At 68.7% G+C, this 15920-nt stretch carries 15 protein-coding genes and 1 pseudogene; 5 read left to right on the top strand and 11 right to left on the bottom strand.

All coding sequences use genetic code 11. From position 1 onward, the window contains the following. Positions 1-26: 26 nt before the first annotated feature. Complete coding sequence (locus M3Q35_RS38125; protein WP_273937418.1) at positions 27-689, bottom strand: histidine phosphatase family protein; 663 nt, start codon at positions 687-689, stop codon at positions 27-29. A gap of 74 nt (positions 690-763) precedes the next feature. On the opposite strand from M3Q35_RS38125, the gene M3Q35_RS38130 reads away from it, so the two are divergent. Then, positions 764-1375, top strand: a complete 612-nt coding sequence (locus M3Q35_RS38130; protein ID WP_273937419.1) for a trimeric intracellular cation channel family protein — start codon at positions 764-766, stop codon at positions 1373-1375. On the opposite strand, the gene M3Q35_RS38135 is transcribed toward M3Q35_RS38130, so the two are convergent. Next, on the bottom strand, positions 1305-1805 hold the full coding sequence (locus tag M3Q35_RS38135) for a hypothetical protein (RefSeq protein ID WP_273937420.1): 501 nt from the start codon (positions 1803-1805) through the stop codon (positions 1305-1307). The genes M3Q35_RS38130 and M3Q35_RS38135 overlap by 71 nt on opposite strands. Before the next feature lie 146 nt (positions 1806-1951). Between M3Q35_RS38135 and M3Q35_RS38140 the strand changes: the two are divergent. Together M3Q35_RS38140 and M3Q35_RS38145 are read left to right on the top strand one after the other, a co-directional pair. Continuing rightward, positions 1952-2638 (top strand): annotated as a pseudogene (locus M3Q35_RS38140) (response regulator transcription factor); the annotation flags it as partial. A 10-nt stretch (positions 2639-2648) separates the two neighbouring features. Then, complete coding sequence (locus M3Q35_RS38145) at positions 2649-4028, top strand: HAMP domain-containing sensor histidine kinase (RefSeq protein WP_273944628.1); 1380 nt, start codon at positions 2649-2651, stop codon at positions 4026-4028. On the opposite strand, the gene M3Q35_RS38150 is transcribed toward M3Q35_RS38145, so the two are convergent. From M3Q35_RS38150 to M3Q35_RS38175, 6 genes are all read right to left on the bottom strand, one after another. Then, the gene (locus M3Q35_RS38150; RefSeq protein ID WP_273937421.1) at positions 3997-4893 is read right to left on the bottom strand and encodes a lysylphosphatidylglycerol synthase domain-containing protein; all 897 of its coding nucleotides are present in this window, start codon (positions 4891-4893) and stop codon (positions 3997-3999) included. The genes M3Q35_RS38145 and M3Q35_RS38150 overlap by 32 nt on opposite strands. Positions 4894-5000: 107 nt before the next feature. Further along, positions 5001-6128, bottom strand: a complete 1128-nt coding sequence (locus M3Q35_RS38155; protein WP_273937422.1) for an endonuclease/exonuclease/phosphatase family protein — start codon at positions 6126-6128, stop codon at positions 5001-5003. Next, positions 6125-7156 (bottom strand): glycosyltransferase family 2 protein, encoded by a 1032-nt coding sequence (locus M3Q35_RS38160; RefSeq protein WP_273937424.1) that lies wholly within the window; start codon positions 7154-7156, stop codon positions 6125-6127. The genes M3Q35_RS38155 and M3Q35_RS38160 overlap by 4 nt, the downstream gene beginning before the upstream one ends. 11 nt (positions 7157-7167) lie before the next feature. Then, positions 7168-8091 (bottom strand): UbiA prenyltransferase family protein, encoded by a 924-nt coding sequence (locus tag M3Q35_RS38165; protein ID WP_273937425.1) that lies wholly within the window; start codon positions 8089-8091, stop codon positions 7168-7170. An 11-nt stretch (positions 8092-8102) separates the two neighbouring features. After that, positions 8103-9143 carry an NAD-dependent epimerase/dehydratase family protein gene (locus M3Q35_RS38170; RefSeq protein ID WP_273937426.1) on the bottom strand — a complete coding sequence of 347 codons (1041 nt, stop codon included), beginning with the start codon at positions 9141-9143 and terminating at the stop codon, positions 8103-8105. Then, entirely contained in the window at positions 9134-10516 is a 1383-nt protein-coding gene (locus tag M3Q35_RS38175) for an aspartate aminotransferase family protein (protein WP_273937427.1), read from the bottom strand. Before M3Q35_RS38175 ends, M3Q35_RS38170 begins: the two co-directional genes overlap by 10 nt. Positions 10517-10806: 290 nt before the next feature. On the opposite strand from M3Q35_RS38175, the gene M3Q35_RS38180 reads away from it, so the two are divergent. Next, entirely contained in the window at positions 10807-11460 is a 654-nt protein-coding gene (locus tag M3Q35_RS38180; RefSeq protein WP_273937428.1) for a LuxR C-terminal-related transcriptional regulator, read from the top strand. Positions 11461-11702: 242 nt separating this feature from the next. After that, positions 11703-12683: an aldo/keto reductase gene (locus M3Q35_RS38185; protein ID WP_273937429.1), complete on the top strand. Its 981-nt coding sequence runs from the start codon at positions 11703-11705 to the stop codon at positions 12681-12683. Between the two features lie 56 nt (positions 12684-12739). On the opposite strand, the gene M3Q35_RS38190 is transcribed toward M3Q35_RS38185, so the two are convergent. From M3Q35_RS38190 to M3Q35_RS38200, 3 genes are read right to left on the bottom strand one after another with little or no spacing between them, the layout of a single operon-like run. Next, on the bottom strand, positions 12740-13663 hold the full coding sequence (locus tag M3Q35_RS38190) for a carbohydrate ABC transporter permease (RefSeq protein WP_273937430.1): 924 nt from the start codon (positions 13661-13663) through the stop codon (positions 12740-12742). Beyond that, complete coding sequence (locus M3Q35_RS38195) at positions 13660-14613, bottom strand: carbohydrate ABC transporter permease (protein ID WP_273937431.1); 954 nt, start codon at positions 14611-14613, stop codon at positions 13660-13662. Before M3Q35_RS38195 ends, M3Q35_RS38190 begins: the two co-directional genes overlap by 4 nt. A 4-nt stretch (positions 14614-14617) precedes the next feature. Further along, positions 14618-15913, bottom strand: coding sequence for an ABC transporter substrate-binding protein (locus M3Q35_RS38200; protein ID WP_273937432.1), 1296 nt, complete (start codon positions 15911-15913; stop codon positions 14618-14620). Between the last annotated feature and the right edge of the window lie 7 nt (positions 15914-15920).

The following is a 15920-nucleotide window of genomic DNA, read 5'->3' on the forward strand; positions in this document are numbered from 1 at the left end:
GTGGCGGAAAAGCTCAAGGGGTGGGGCTAGCGCACCGAGGTTTTCTGGGTGGAGCCGTCGGGGGACTGGCGCCACTGGCCGAAAGGGCGGTCGATGGTCCAGTCGCCCTCGGCATCCCGCTCCAACACGCGGTATTCGCAGTGCCCGGGATTGGACAGGGACTCGAAGAGCTCGATGCTCCACGAGAAGAGCCGCCGGCACAGCAGGCGCATGGCCAGGCCGTGGGAGACGACGAGCACGGTGTGCGGGTGCTTGGGTTCCTTGAGCAGGCGCATCTCGAGCTCGGCGACGAAGCTGGCGACGCGGTCGTCGACGTCGGCGCCGGACTCGCCGTGGGGGAGGCGGTAGAAGAAGTGGCCGAACTCGTGCCGGAGCCGCTTCTGCACCTCCTGCTCGACGGGGTCCTGGAGGTTGCCCCAGTCCTGCTCCCGAAGCCGGGGCTCGGCCACGGTCCGGTCGGTGAGGTCCCGCACGCCGAGCAGCTCGAGGGTCTGCCGGGTCCGCAGGTAAGGACTGACGTACGCGGCGACGGGCCCGGGAGCCAGGTGGGCCCGGATCTCGGGCGCGGTGTCGACGACCTGCTGCTCGCCGTGCGGCGTGAGCGGCAACGCGTGGTCGGGGATCCGGCAGTACGCCAGCTCGTCGACGTTGCCGAGGCTCTCCCCGTGCCGTACCAGGATGATCCGCATGCTTCCCATTCTGCGGTCGGCTCCAACCGGAGCAGCCAGCTCTACCGATAGTAAAGCCCGTACGCTGCGCAACCGTGGTCATTGAGCTGATCGGTCTAGTGGCGTTCGCGGCGTCCGGCGCGCTCGCCGCCGTGCGGGCCAAGCTGGACGTGTTCGGCGTGGTCGTATTGGGTCTGACGACGGCGCTGGGCGGCGGCATCATCCGCGACGTGCTGCTGGGCATCCACCCGCCGACCACGCTGCGTAGCTGGCCCTACCTGCTCACGGCGGCGGTGACCGGTATCGCGGTGTTCTTCTTCCACCCGCAGGTTGCCCGTCTGCGCAGGGCGGTGCTGCTGGCCGACGCGGTCGGCCTCGGCGTGTTCGTCACGGCCGGCACGACCACGGCGCTGCAACACGACGTCCCGGCCTACACGGCCTGCCTGATCGGCATGACGGTGGGCATCGGCGGCGGCGCGATCCGGGACGTGCTGCTGCGGGAGATCCCGATGGTGCTGCGCAAGGAGATCTACGCGGTGGCGGCGCTGGCCGGCGCGGTGGTGGTGCCGATCGCGGCCTACCTCAGGATCCCGGACGTGTGGGGCACGGTGATCGGCTCGGCGCTGGTGGTGGCGATCAGGCTGACCGCGCTGTGGCGGCACTGGAATGCGCCAGTACCGCGTGCGGGCGAAACCGCTGAGAGCTGAGCCGCTCCACCCACGGCAACTCGTCGAGCGAGGCCCAGGTGTCCTGGGTGGTCCAGGCGACCACGCCGGTGCCGTCGGTGCTGGCGTGCAGGTACGTGCCGGGCGTGGCCTCAGCCAGCATCAGGTCGACGAGCCGGCGCTGCCGGGCGACCTTGCTGACGCCGAAGGAGACGATCAGGATCTCCGGAAACAGCTCGGTGCAGCCATGCACGAGCCGATAGCCGAGCTGATGTGTGCTCCACTGCTCGTAGTGCAGCACCAGGCGGCCGTCCGCGCCGAGCAGCACGCTGCGACTCAAGCAGTCCGACGGCCACGGCCGTGAGCGCCAGGTCTTGAGGGCGGCGTCGGCGGCGCGGAGCTGGTCGTCGGTCCGCCAGGTCCGGATCACGATGCCGGCGACGTCCGGGCGGGCGAGGTCGGGCAGGTCCATGCCGCACAGCATGAAACCTCGGGTTAAGTGGAGGTCAAGCGGTCACGCACGGTGGTCGCGCGGACACCCTCACCCGGTCGGTGAAATTGTGCCTGTCCTTGGGTCCCTCTCAGGCACCTCTCAGGCCCGCAGGTAACACTTCCTTTATGCGCATCCTCGTAGTGGACGACGACCGGGCCGTGCGCGAGTCGCTCCGTCGCTCGCTGCAGTTCAACGGCTACCAGGTCGAGCTGGCCGGCGACGGCCAGCAGGCGCTGGAGGCGGTCACGGCGCAACGTCCCGACGCGATGGTCCTCGACGTCATGATGCCGAGGCTGGACGGCCTCGAAGTGTGCCGGCGACTCCGCGGCACCGGCGACGACCTGCCGATTCTTGTGCTCACGGCCCGTGACGCGGTCTCGGACCGGGTGGCCGGCCTCGACGCCGGCGCCGACGACTACCTGCCCAAGCCGTTCGCCCTCGAGGAGTTGCTGGCCCGCCTGCGGGCGCTGCTGCGCCGCGCGGTGGCCGACGACGCGGCGGCCAACGCCCCCTTGGCGACCATGCGCTTCGCCGATCTCGAGCTGGACCCGGGGACCAGGGAGGTGCGCCGCGGCGAGCGGTCGATCAGCCTCACCCGCACCGAGTTCAGCCTGCTCGAACTGTTCCTGGCCCACCCCAAGCAGGTCCTCACCAGGGGCCGGATCCTGGAGGACGTATGGGGCTACGACTTCCCGACCTCCGGGAACGCCCTGGAGGTCTACGTCGGCTACTTGCGGCGAAAGACCGAGGCCGACGGCGAGCCCAGGTTGCTGCACACGGTGCGCGGCGTTGGCTACGTGCTCAGGGAGACCCTCCGTGACGATGCCCCGCGCGGAGGGCAGCCGCACCGTCTCGCTGCGCTCCCGGGTGATCCTGCTCACGGCGATCTGCGTGGCCGGCGCGGTGGCGCTGGCCTCGATCGGCGCGTTCATGGTGGTCAGCAGCAATCTGAACAGCCAGGTCGAGGACTCGCTGTCCAAGGCGGCCCAGGGCGCGAGCCAGACCCTCCAGCTGGCCCGGCCGGGCGAGAAGATCCTGGTCGTGCACGGCCCGGCCGACTTCAACGTGGGCACGTTCACCTCGAGCGGCATGGGGTCCAACCAGACCGGGCCGCTGCCGCGGCTGACCTCGGCCGAGCTGGACGTGCTGGACGACACGCCGAACTCCTGCTCGGCCCCGCGCACCGACCACACCACCGACTCGATGGTGATCGCGTGCAACGTCGCGCCGGGCGTGGCCGTGCTGGCCGCGCAGTCGCTGAAGCCGACCGAGACGCTGCTCCAGAAACTGGCGCTGGTGTTGGTGTTCGTCGGCATCGGCGGCGTGCTGGTCGCGGCCCTGGCGGGAACCGCCGTGGCCCAGGGCGGTCTCCGTCCGGTGACGCGGCTGCGGCAGGCCACCGAGCACATCACGGCCACCGGTGACCTCCGCCCGATCCCGGTCACCGGCGACGACGAGCTGGCCTTGCTCACCACCAGCTTCAACACGATGCTGGGCGCGTTGGCCGAGTCGCAGGAACGGCAGCGACGGCTGGTCGGCGACGCCGGTCACGAGCTGCGTACCCCGCTGACCTCGTTGCGTACCAACCTGGAGCTGCTGCTGGCCTCGGAGAAGCCCGGTGCGCCAACACTGTCGCAAGAGGACCGTCAGGAGATCTACGAGGACGTGCAGGCCCAGATCGCCGAGATGACCACGCTGATCGGTGACCTGGTCGAGCTGGCCCGTGAGGATGCGCCGCAAGCCGTGCACGAGCCGGTGGACATGCTGGAGCTGGTGGAACGGGCGCTGGACCGGGCCCGTCGCCGGGCCGTCGGCCAGCAGTTCATGGTCAGCCTCCAGCCCTGGTACCTGCTCGGTGAGGCGCACGCCCTGGAACGCGCGGTGCTCAACCTCCTCGACAACGCGGTCAAGTTCACCCCCGCGGACGGCGTTGTCCGGCTGGAGATGAAGCCGGTCGGCGACGGCACCATGCTGATCGAGGTGGCCGACAGCGGTCCGGGCATCGCCGAGGCGGATCTGCCGCACGTGTTCGAGCGGTTCTACCGGTCGAGCGAGGCCCGCACCCTGCCGGGTTCGGGGCTGGGCCTGGCCATCGTGGCCCAGGCGGCGGAACGGCACGGTGGCAAGGCCTACGCCGGCCGGGCCCCGGAGGGCGGCGCGCTGATGACGATCAGGCTTCCTGGCCGGCCGAGCGTCGGCTGACCCGACCGATCCTGGGCTGGTGGCCGTCCGCGACCTGCGCGACGGCCGCCAGGATCAGGTCGGCCACCGTGAGCAGCACTCGACTCAGCGCCACCACGGTGACCACGGCCGGCTTGTCCAGCAGCAGTCCCAAAGCCAGCCCGAGCATGAGCTCGCGAGCACCCAGCCCGGCCGGCAGCACGAAGGCGACGATGCCGGCCACCGACGCCAGCACGAACGCGCTCAGCGCAACGGAAGCGCTCGGCCAGTCCACGGTCCCGAACGCCCCCACCAGCACGACGAAGTGTGCGCCGGTGATCAGCCAGCCCAGCACCATCCATGCCACCGCCCGCACGACCACGCCCCGTGAAGGCAGCACCGGCGGTTCGCCGTCCCGCTTGAGCAGGCGGTGGGCCAGCCCGACCAGCCCGGTCAGCAGCCGTGGCGCGACCACCGGAACCAGGCACAGCGCCAGAATCGGCACCAGCAGCCACCACAGCCCGCTGCTCTGGGCCAGCGACGGCACGGCGATCAGCCCCACCAGCAACCCGGCGGCGGTGGACAACGCCACGCTGCCAAGGAACGCCGCGGCCAGCCGGCTGGGCGGCTCGCGCAGCCGACGGGCGAGGTCGGCGTGGGCCAGCGCCGGCCACAGCCCGCCGGGCAGGTACTTGCCCAGCCCGGCGACGAAGTACACCCGCGACGCCGTCACCAGCGGCAGCCGCGTGCCGAGCCCGGCCAGCAGCACCCGCCAGCCCAGCATGCCGGCGAACGAGCCGGCCAGCGCCAGCACGATCGCCAGCGCGCACCGGTCGAATCCCGTCCGCGCGACGTTGCCGAGAAGATCGTCCCGGGTGGACCACAGCTGGTAGCCGAGGAAGCCCACCACGACGGTGTAAGAGGTAAACCGGAGAACGGGTATTACAAGTCGGGAGTAAGACCCAAACCGGGTGATGGGTCTTACGGACCGGGCCGGAGAGCGCGGGTCGCCCATCACGACCCCGCCAGGGAGACGACCACGTGCTGCATCGCGTGGTCGGAGGGCGCGGAGTTGTCGAGGTCGTAGCTGTGCACGCGGACGCCGGGCGTGGTGAACGTCCAGTCCAGCCGCCACCACCGCAGCGGTGTCTCCCCGTTCCACGACGTGGGGTAGAGCGAGCTGCTGGCCCGCGCGGCGTCGGTGGCCACGGCTTTCATGCCGTCGATGTCCCGCATCGCCGCCGTGGTGTTGAAGTCGCCGGCGATCAGGGACGGGTTGTGGTTGGCCGCCACGTCCGCCTCCAATCCCCGGTACTGCTCGCCCCGCTGGTCGAAGCGGTGCCGCACGTACTGCCAGAAGAACGCGTCGAACGGGCTCTGGATCATGCTCAGCTGCACCGAGATGTGCGTGTTGTAGAAGGACATCACCCGGCTCCCGACCTGGATATCGGTCCGCAGCACCTTGTCCTGTTGGTACAGCGCGGTGAACTCCGGGTCGGGGCCGTCGCGGTCCGGGGCCACTCGCGGCGTCGCGACGATCGGGAACCGGCTCAGCGTGACCAGCTCGCTGCGCATCACGATGTGGTAGCCGGGAAAGGCCTGCTCCAGCCGGGTCCGCTCGCCGACGGCCGTCGCGCCCTGCTCGCCTTTCGACAGGTCCCAGTGCATGTGTTCCTGGAGCAGGTAGACGTCCGCGTTCTGGGCCTTGAGAAAGGCATAGAACGTGGCCGGATCCTTGTCCTGGCTCCACAGATCGGTGTTCCACGACACGACCCGCAGCGCGTCGGCCGGGGCCGGTCCGTCCCCGTGGCCGAAGACGTTGAGCCCGCTGGAGCTGATCCCCAACGCGAGCGCGGCGATCGACATCAGGCCGACGGACCAGCGCAGGCCCGGTCGGAGCCGCCGTCGGCCGAGCCGTGGCGGCGCGATGACCAGGAGCAGTGCTGCCGGTACCAGGAGATAGAGCAGTGGCGGGGCGAGGTCGACCATGAGCCACAACCAGTAGCGGCCGCTGAGCAGGTCGTGCAGCACGGTGAAGACCAGCCAGGCCGCGGCGGCGACGAGCACCAGGTAGCTGAACCAGCACAGCCTTCGCCGCGGTGCCGCTATCTCCGGCGCGGGAGCCTCGGCCACCGCCGTCATGCCGTCACCTCCGTCGGCGCCGGGCCGGGCAGGCTGTCGTACAGGCGGCGGAACGCCGCCGACCGCAGCCACTGGAGCACACCGACGCCGACCCCGGCGGCGATGACCGTGTTGACCACGAAATGCGTGCCGACGAAATACACCAGGAACGCCAAGCCCTTGCGCCGGCGCACGAAGCCGTACATCTGAGCGTCGCACGCCAGCGACTCGACGGCCAGGGCAGCCGGCACCACCAGCCACAGCGGTCCGAGCAGCAGGGCCGGCACCAGCGTCACCACCGCGCCCAGCGCGGCCAGGCTGCCCAAGGCCCGGGACCTGGTCTCGAAGCCCTTGGCGAACTTCCGGGCCCGCGCGTACAGCGGCACGCGCAGCCGGGCCCGGTGGAACAGCTTGCGCAGCAACGGCCGGAAGGCGTGGTCGTGGTCGTGCCGGCCGCCGATGGCCGGGGTCAGCCGCAGCTGGTACCGGCTGCTGATGCGATAGCCGTAGTCGACCTCCTCGGTCTGCTTGAGCTGCGTCTTGAACGGGCCGATGGCGTCGAACACCCGGCGCGGGATCGCGCACATGGCCGGGAACAGGAACGACACATTGCCCTCGGAGCTGGCCGACCAGAAGTAGTACTGGAGGCTGCGGTACTCCTCGGTGCGGCTGTCCCGGATCAGCGGATCGGGGTCGTAGATGCCGCAGGCCGCGCCGATCGTCGAATCGGACTGGAGAATCGCCACCGCCTGTTCGACGGCGTCCGGATCAAGTGCGACATCGGAGTCGAGGAAGAACAGGATCTCGCCGGACGAGTTCTGCACGCCGAGGTTGCGGGCCGAGGCGCAGCCGCCGTTGGACGGCGTGCGCAGCACGGTGACGCCGAAGGACTCGGCCACCGCGATCGAGTCGTCGGTGCTGCCGTCGTCGACCACGATCACTTCGAGCGACGGATAGGTCTGGGCCCGCACGGAACCCAGCGTCAGCCGCAGGGTCTTGGCGTAGTTGTAGTTGGGGATGATGACCGACACGAGAGGCTTGGTGGACATGAGTTTCCCGTTCACGCGTGGGCGGTGATGAGCACGGCCGACAGCACGGCCAGCCACACCAGGGAGTTGGCGAGCATGGTCCGGTCGCGCAGCAGCACGCGGACCGGGTTTCCGCCGCCCTCGTCGACCATCACGGTCTGGAGGTAGCGGAACAGCGCGAGGAACGCGCACGGTGTGGAGATCAGCGTGGCCAGGCCGGCCAGCGAGCCGACCGACGCCAGGGTGCTGATGAAGAACAGGTAGCCGGCGATGGTCAGCGCGGACGTGAGCAGGATCAGGTGATCGGCCAGCTGCACCGAATACCCGCGCAGCGCCGGCCGGTGCTGCGACCCGCTGACCACCAGTTCGTGCCGCCGCTTGCCCAGGCTGAGCAGCACGCACACGGAGAACACCGTGATCATCAGCCAGTCCGAGTGGGTCGCGCCGATGGCCAGGTGGCCCTGCCACAACCGCAGCACGAAGCCGGCCGCCACCACCAGCACATCGATCAGCGGCGCGTGCTTGAGCCGGTAGCTGTAGGCGAAGTTCAGCGCCAGATAGACCGGGATCGGCCACCAGGCGGCGATCGGCCGGCCGACCAGCAGCGCGGCCAGCCCGACGACCAGCACCGCGGCGTACGCCAAGGCGACGCCGAGCGAGATCCGCCCGGCGGCGATCGGACGCAGGCATTTGACCGCGTGCCGGCGGTCCCGTTCGCGGTCGGCGATGTCGTTGATCACGTAGATGACGGCCGAGCCGAGCGTGAAAGCCGCGATGGCCCACAGGATCTGGCCGATCATGCCCAGCCGCCAGACCGGCGCGTCCAGCACGGCCAGCGGGATGACCAGGATGTTCTTGGCCCACTGACCCGGCCGGGCCAGCCGGACCAGGTCGGCGGCGGCGCGGGCGGGGGAGGTCGTGGGGCGGGCCGGCAGGGTGACAACAGGGGTAGCCATAGCTGACTCCTTTAGAAGAAGGCCTTGGCGAGCCCGAGCACTCCCTGGCGCCAGGGGTCGCGTGAGGTGCGGCCGCTGCCGCCGCGGAGATTGCCCGCGGCCCGTTCTTCCCGCCACCACTGGAAGGTCTTCAGAATGGCGTCCTGATTGGACAGACGTGGGTTGAAGCCGAGCCGCTCGCGGGCCTTGTCGATGCTCACGTACGAGTCGGCCATCAGCTTGTGCAGCAGCCGGCCGTAGACCGGCGACAACTTGGTGCGCTCCAACAGACTCAGCACCGACAGCGCCGGACGCGCCGGGACGGACACCACCCGCTTGCCGTGCCCGGCCGCGTCCAGCACCGCCTGGAAGTCGTCACGGATGGTGCCGAACTCGGCGGCGGCCAGGTTGTAGGTGTCGTTGGCGATGTCCGGGTTGGCGTGCAGGGTGGTGTCCACGGCGTCGACCAGGTCGTCCATCGCGAACATCTGGATCCGCACGTCACCCTTGCCCAGCACCGGAAAGTGGTGTCCCTCCTCGGCCCACTCGAACAGCATGGAGAACAGCCCCATTCGCCCGGGGCCGACAAAAGTCTTGGGGCGCAACATCGGCACGCACATGCCGGTGGCCCGCGCGGCTTCGCACACCTCCTCGGCCTCGGCCTTGGCCCGGCTGTACGGATCGACCGGCTCCCGCGGATAGCGCTCGGTCGTCGGCAAGACCTTGGGCAGGCCGTACACCGCGGTGGACGAGATGTGCACCAGCCGCTCGACCTCACGGCGTCGACTGGCCCGCACCACGTTCTCGGTGCCGCCGACGATCACCGAGCGGATCTCCTCGGCCGGGTAGCTGGGCAGCGCGGCGGCGCAGTGCACCACCGCGTCCGCCCCGTTGACCACCTTGGACAGCAGGTCGGGGTCGCGGATGTCGCCGACGAACTGCTGGAAATCGCCGGTGTCGGTAGTCGCGCGCAGGTCCAGGCTGCGCACCGCGTGGCCGTCGGCCACGAACCGCTGCACCAGGTGCGAGCCGAGCATGCCCGCGCCGCCGGTGACGACAATGGTCAGGCCCACAGCGAACCCACCTTCTCCTTGACGAACCGGGCCAGCAGCTTGGACATGCCCTGCGACAGGGTCTGCTCGAAGGCGTCGAGGAAGCGCTCGACCTCGTCGGTCGTCGCCACCAGCGGCGGCCCGACGACCAGCGGATTGCTGCCGTTGAGCGTGTAGTAGGTGTAGATGTCGTGATCGCGGTACAGCGCGTTGATCACCGCGCAGGTGATCAGCTTGGTGCGGAACTGCGGGTCCTGGCGGAAGCCGCCGGGCGCCAGGCGGGCCGCGAGGTCGAGCAGCTTGGGGCCGCCGTCGAGGAAAACCCCGTGCAGCGCGCCGGATCCGACCGTGTTGGAGATGATGTCCGGGAACTGCTTGGCGATGCGTTCCAGGCCTGGTGCCAGCACCCGGTCCAGGTCCCGTGCCCGCGCCGGGTAGTCGTCGTCGACCACGATGTTCACGGCCTCGATGGCCGTCGCGCACTCCTCGCCGAAGCCGTAGTACGTGGTGCTGGTGCTGGTCATCAGCGCGTCGCCGAGATTGTCGTAGGCCTTGCGGAACACCGACTCCCGCGCGATGTAGGCCGAGATCGAGGACTTGCCGCCACCGAAGGACTTGGACGTGGTCAGCACGTCCGGCAGCAGGCCTTCGTAGCGGGTGAAGTAGAACAGGCTGCCGGTCTTGCCCCAGCCGGTGTAGATCTCGTCGAAGACGAGAATGATGTCCTCGGCCGTGCACAGCTCACGCAGGCCGCGCAGGAACTCCTCGGAGCAGTAGCGCATGGTCGAGGCGCTGAACGGTTCGATCAGGATGGCGTACACGTCGCAGCCGCCGTCGGCGGTGCGGGCCTGTGCGACCAGCCGGCGCACGGAGTCCAGGTCGCCGTAGGTGAAGGTCTCCACGCCGGGGATGCCGGGGAAGGCGAAGTTCTTCTGCGGGCTGCCGGTCAGGCTGCCCGAGCCGAGCAGCTTGCCGTGGAAGCTGATGTCGGCGTGCAGGATCCGCTGCCGCCGGCCGCCGTGGTACTTGTAGGCCAGCTTGACCGCGCCCTCGACCGCCTCGGCCCCGGAGTTGGGGAAGAAGGACATCGACAGGTCGCCGGGCAGCAGCTGGGCCAGGTTGTTGCCCAGCGCGGCGATGTACGGCGAGAAGTAGGTCTTGTGGACCTCCATCCGCTGCTGGTCCTGGAAACGCTTGCGAGCGGCCAGGATGCGCGGGTGGTTGTGGCCGTGGCTGAGCACGCCGACGCCACCGGTGAAATCCAGGATCTTGCGGCCGTCGCGGGTGTATATGTACGCGCCCTCGGCCCGTTCGACCAGCTCACGGCCGAAGCCGAACGAGGTCATCAGCGACACCTGGCTGCGGTTGACGTATTTTCGGTACAGGTCGTGCACCTGTTTGACGGACAGTTGTTCGCAGTCTTCTATCGTCAATAGCCCGGACAACGTTCTCCCCTTTCGTGGTCGCCGTCCTAAGGTAGGACGTTTTTTCGGCCGCCCGCAACGAAATCGGCAGGGAGTCGCGTTAGGTGGGGGTGGTGTACGACCTAGGTGGTAGCCGAAGGGCGGGGCGCTACAAAGCCGGTCGAGAATGCCTCGAGAATGCTGGCGCGTCCGATTTGACCGGCCCTACGATCGGTGATGTTCTCCAGTGCTCTGGGTACATGCGCGGTTGGGGGCAAGGCGTGGACCGGACCAGTGAAGCTGCCATAGAGGTCGTCCTGCTCGACCACATAGCCATGTTCCGGGAGGCCGTGCGCAACCTGTTCGAGGTGGAGCCGGACATCCGGGTCGTCGCCGAGGGCGCGAACGGCGCCGACGCGCTGGCCATCGCCACCGAGTTCATGCCCGACATCGTGATGCTGGACATCGAGATGACCGACCCGTACGGCGGTGGGCTGCTGGCCGAGCTCCGGGCCCGCTGCCCCGGCACCAGGACCGTGGTGCTGACCATGTGCGAGGACCCGGCGATGGTGCAGGAGGCGTTGGAGGCCGGCATCGCCGCCTACCTGGTCAAGAGCAGCATCGTCGGGCACGAGCTGGTGGCGGCGATCCGCTCGGTGACCAGAGGTCCGGACAACGTGCTGCTCTCCGTGCCGCGGCAGACCATGGCCGGCTTGCGGCTGGCCGGCGCGGTGGCCGGCATGCTCTCGGAACGGGAGCGCAGCGTGCTGGAACTGGCCGCGCAGGCGCTGAGCAACACCCAGATAGCGAACCGGCTCTACATAGCGGAGGGCACGGTCAAGCGGCACCTGACCAATATCTATTCGAAACTGGGCGCGGTGTCGCGAGTCGATGCGATTCGAAAGGCAATGCAGGGCGGCTTGATCAGAAGCTGACGGACGATGTCTGGGGCGTCGATTCCACTCCCTGCGACGGTGCTCATTCGTTTCGCGGGAAGGGGAACCGGTGTACGGCGACGGCCGAGATGATTTCTGTCAGGTTTTGACCGACGGGTACGGTGGCTATAGGGTGTGGTCGATAGGGGTGGCGCTCCCGAACGGATGGAGGCCGCTCGGCTTTTTCAGCACCAGATGCGGGTGCGAACGCCAGGTCGTCGAATTGCTGGAGGGAAAGAACTATGGAGAACCGGGCCATCGGTAGTTCCGGCGTCGAGGTGGCGGCGATGGGCTTCGGCACCTGGGCGCTGGGCGGCCCGTTCTGGGCCGGTGACCAGGCGCTGGGCTGGGGCCCGACCGACGACGCCGAGTCCGTCCGGGCGCTGCGGCGGGCCGTCGAGCTCGGTGTGACCCTGTTCGACACCTCCGACGCGTACGGCACCGGCCACGCCGAGGAGCTGCTGGGCGAGACCTTCGAGCAGGCGCGCGACCAGGTCGTCTACGCGACCAAGTGGGGCAACGTCATCGACAGCGAGGCCCGCCAGCTCACCGGGGCCGACCACACGCCGGCGTACATGCGAGGGGCCCTCACCGCCTCGCTCAAGCGCCTGCGCACCGACCACGTCGACATCTACCAGCTGCACCTGTCCGACCTGGAGGTGTCGCTGGCCGAGGAGCTGCGGGGAACCGCCGAGGAGCTGGTGGCCGAGGGCCTGATCCGTGGCTACGGCTGGAGCACCGACGATCCCGAGCGGGCCGCGTTCTTCGGCGCCGGCGAGCACTGCACCGTCGTGCAGGCCGAGGCCAACGTGCTCAACGACCGCCCGGAGATGTACGCCGTCGCCGAGGAGCACAACCTGGCGCTGCTGTGCCGTGGGCCGCTGGCCATGGGCCTGCTCAGCCAGCGCGACTGGTCCACGATCACGTTGGCCGACGACGACGTGCGGCTCAAGCAGCCGGAGTGGCTGTCCTACTTCGCCGACGGCAAGCCGGTGCCGTCCTTCGCGGCCAAGCGGGACGCGATCGTGGACGTGCTGACCTCGGGCGGCCGCACGCTGACCCAGGGGGCGCTGGCGTGGCTGTGGGCCCGTTCGCCCCGCACCATCCCGATCCCGGGCTGCCGCACGGTGGCCCAGGTCGAGCAGAACGCGGGCGCGCTGGCGCACGGCCCGCTGTCCGAGTCCGAGCTGGCGCAGGTGGAACAGATCCTGGGCCGGGCCTGAAAAACCGACGGCGGCCCGGGCTTCGAGCCCAGGCCGCCGTCGTGTGTTCGGAGGAACTACCCCTTGGCCGAGCCCAGGGTCAGGCCGCTCACGAACTGCCGCTGCAAGGCGAAGAACACCACCAGCGTCGGCAGGGCCGCCAGCAGCGAGCCGGCCGCAACGAGGTTGTTGTCGGTGAAGTACTGGCCGCTCAGGTTGTTCAACGCCGAGGTGATCGGCATCTTGTCGCCGGTCTGGATCAGCACGATCGCCCACAGGAAGTCGTTGTAGATCCAGGTGAACTCCAGCGTGGCCAGCGCGGCCAGGGCCGGCCGGCACAGCGGCAGGATGACCTGCCAGTACTGCCGCAGCACGCCGGCGCCGTCGACCCGGGCCGCCTCGCTGAGCTCCTTGGGGATCGTCTTCATGTAGTTCGTCAGCACGAACGTGCAGAAGCCGGTCTGGAACGCCACGTGGATCAGGACGAGGCCGAACTGCGAGTCCAGCAGGTACCCGCTGTCGGACAGCCAGCTCGGCAGCGGCGTGAGCAGGTAGATCCGGTACAGCGGCACGGCGATCACCTGCTGCGGCAACAGGTTGCCCGCGGTGAACACCATCAGCAGCGTCAGGTTGAACTTGAAGCTGAACCGCGACACCACGAACGCCACCATCGACGAGAAGAACAGCGTGATGGCCACCGCCGGCAACGTGATCACCAGCGTGTTCAGGAAGTAGTGCGGCAGGTCGGCCTGCGTCCACGCGGTGGTGAAGTTGGTGAACGTCAGCTCGCGCGGCCAGGAGAAGTAGCCGTTGGTCGCGGTGTCCTGATACGTGCGGAACGACGCGAACACCGCCCACAGCAGCGGGGCCAGCCACACCAGGCAGGTCAGCACCAGGAACGTGTGCAGCGCGACCCGGGTGGCGTTCAACCGGTTGCCCGGCCGGGTGATCGACGGGGCGGGCGCGGTGACGAGCCGGCTGGCGAGCGTGTCCGCACTCACGACCGTTCCTCCTTGCGGAACACCTGGACCAGGTAGGTGATGATGAAGCCGAGCGAGATCACCAGCAGCACCACGGCGATCGCCGAGCCGTAGCCGATCCGGCTGGACTCGCCGATGATGTTGTCGGTGATCAGGATCGACAGCAGCTCGAGGCCGTTGCGGCCGCGGTTGATGATGAACACGATGTCGTAGGCGCGCAGCGCCTCGATCACCGTCACCACCAGCACGATGATGTTGATCGGCTTGAGCACCGGGAAGGTGACCCGCCAGAACGTCTGCCAGGAGTTGGCCCCGTCCAGCGAGGCGGCCTCCTTCAGCGCCGGGTCCAAGGCCTTGAGCCCGGCCAGGAACAGCAGCATCACGTAGCCGGTGTGCCGCCAGGCCGCGGCCACCAGCACCGCGTACAGGTTGATGCTGGAGTCACCGAGCCAGTTGATGTGGCCGACCTGCCCGATCAGGTTGTTGACCAGGCCCTTGTCCGGCTCGTACATCAGCTGCCAGATGAAGCCGACCAGGGCCAGCGACAGCACCACCGGCAGGTACAGGATGCTCTGGTAGATCGAGCTGAACCGCATCTTGCGGTCGAGCAGCACCGCCATCAGCAACCCGAACGCGGTGGGGATCACGATCAGGAAGACCAGCCAGATCAGGTTGTGCGCCACCGCGGGCCAGAACCGGGGATAGGCCGTGAAGACGTCGACGTAGTTCTTGGTGCCGATCCACTTGATGTCGGACAGCCCGCCGATGCCGTCCCACTCGCTGAACGACAGCACGATCGAGCCGATGGTCGGCACCCACACCAGCGCGATGTGCACCACGGCCGGGATGCCGACCATGAGCAGCAGCACGATGCGGTCGGGAAGACTGAGCGCCGTCGACTTGCGGCGGGCGCGCCGGCGCGGGGGCCGGGTGGTCCCGGTCCCCGCGTCCAACTGTTCTGCCAGGGTCATTGCCTCATCCAGTGAAGATCGACTTGGCCTGCTCGGCGAGGCCGCTCAGCACACTGTCCACGGAGTTGGGGTCGCCGAGGAACTTGTTGATGCCGTTGGTCATCGCGTCGGAGGCGAAACCGGGGTCGGTGTCCCGGTCCAGGAACTGGGTGATGTGCTTGGCCTCGGAGACGAACTGCACGCACTTCTTCTGCAGCGCGTTGTACGTGCCCTCGTCGACCTTGGAGCTGGCCGCGATCGAGGTCGGGTCGCTCTTGAGGTAGGTCAGCTGGGCCGGTGCGCTGGCCAGGTAGGTCAGCAGCTTCTTGCCGCCGTCGACGTTGACGGCCTTCTTGGACATCATGAAGCCGTCGATCGGCGCCTCGACGGTGTCGGTGCCCCACTGCGGGTCGATCGTCGGGAAGGCGCAGAAGTCCAGGTCGTCCAGCTTCTGGGCGAACTGCTGGCCGATCTGCTGGGAGCCGATCACCATCATGCCGGCCTTGCCGGCCAGCACGCCCTGCGCGGCGTCCTCCCACTTACGGCCGAGCGCGTTGTCCTGGTACAGCGGCAGCATCCGCTTCCAGTTGTCGAAGACCGCCTTGACCTTGGCGCCCTTCCAGTCCTCCTTGCCGGCCATCAGGCTCATGTGGAAGTCGTAGCCGTTGGTCCGCAGGTTGAGCTGGTCGAAGGTGCCCAGCTGGGGCCAGCCGTCGGCCTGCCCGACGGCCAGCGCGGTCAGGCCGTCCGCCTTCATCTTGTTGCCGAGCGTGATCAGCTCGTCGAAGGTCTTCGGCGGCTGGTAGCCGTACTTGGCCCAGGTCGACTTGGAGTAGAACAGCGCCCACGGGTACGAGTAGAACGGCACGAAGTACTGCTTGCCGTCGGAGCCGGTCGAGGCCTCCTTCTGCGCCGCGCTGAAGCTGTCGCCCAGCGAGGTCCAGGTGTCGGAGATGTCCAGCGCCAGGCCCTTGGACGCGAAGTAGCGCATCCGGTAGCCGGCGAACCAGCTGTAGACGTCGTCCGGGTGGCCCTGCAGATAGTTGTTGATCTGCTGCTGGAAGGTGTTGTGGTCCTTCGTGTTGGCGGTGACGGTCAGCCCGTCGGTCTTGAAGCCGTCCAGCACCGCCTTGAGCGCGTTGCGCGGCACCGGGTCGGAGTAGTTCGACCCGAAGGTGACGGTCTTGGATTCGGCGCCGGAGCTGCCGGAACCGCAGGCAGCGAGCCCCGGAACGGCCGCGATACCCGCACCTGCGAGCAGCACCTTGAGCACCGACCGCCGGTCGAGTGTGGGCAGTTGGCCTGGTCTTGGGCGCGCCATCGGGCCC

The organism is Kutzneria chonburiensis, from assembly GCF_028622115.1.
Lineage (GTDB): Bacteria > Actinomycetota > Actinomycetes > Mycobacteriales > Pseudonocardiaceae > Kutzneria > Kutzneria chonburiensis.

Excerpts from the sequence above, each read along its gene's own strand:
- M3Q35_RS38125 (WP_273937418.1), bottom strand. The coding sequence starts at position 689 with ATGCGGATCATCCTGGTACGGCACGGGGAGAGCCTCGGCAACGTCGAC.
- M3Q35_RS38135 (WP_273937420.1), bottom strand. The coding sequence starts at position 1,805 with ATGGACCTGCCCGACCTCGCCCGCCCGGACGTCGCCGGCATCGTGATC.
- M3Q35_RS38145 (WP_273944628.1), top strand. The coding sequence starts at position 2,649 with ATGCCCCGCGCGGAGGGCAGCCGCACCGTCTCGCTGCGCTCCCGGGTG.
- M3Q35_RS38155 (WP_273937422.1), bottom strand. The coding sequence starts at position 6,128 with ATGACGGCGGTGGCCGAGGCTCCCGCGCCGGAGATAGCGGCACCGCGG.
- M3Q35_RS38160 (WP_273937424.1), bottom strand. The coding sequence starts at position 7,156 with ATGTCCACCAAGCCTCTCGTGTCGGTCATCATCCCCAACTACAACTAC.
- M3Q35_RS38165 (WP_273937425.1), bottom strand. The coding sequence starts at position 8,091 with ATGGCTACCCCTGTTGTCACCCTGCCGGCCCGCCCCACGACCTCCCCC.
- M3Q35_RS38185 (WP_273937429.1), top strand. The coding sequence starts at position 11,703 with ATGGAGAACCGGGCCATCGGTAGTTCCGGCGTCGAGGTGGCGGCGATG.
- M3Q35_RS38195 (WP_273937431.1), bottom strand. The coding sequence starts at position 14,613 with ATGACCCTGGCAGAACAGTTGGACGCGGGGACCGGGACCACCCGGCCC.
- M3Q35_RS38200 (WP_273937432.1), bottom strand. The coding sequence starts at position 15,913 with ATGGCGCGCCCAAGACCAGGCCAACTGCCCACACTCGACCGGCGGTCG.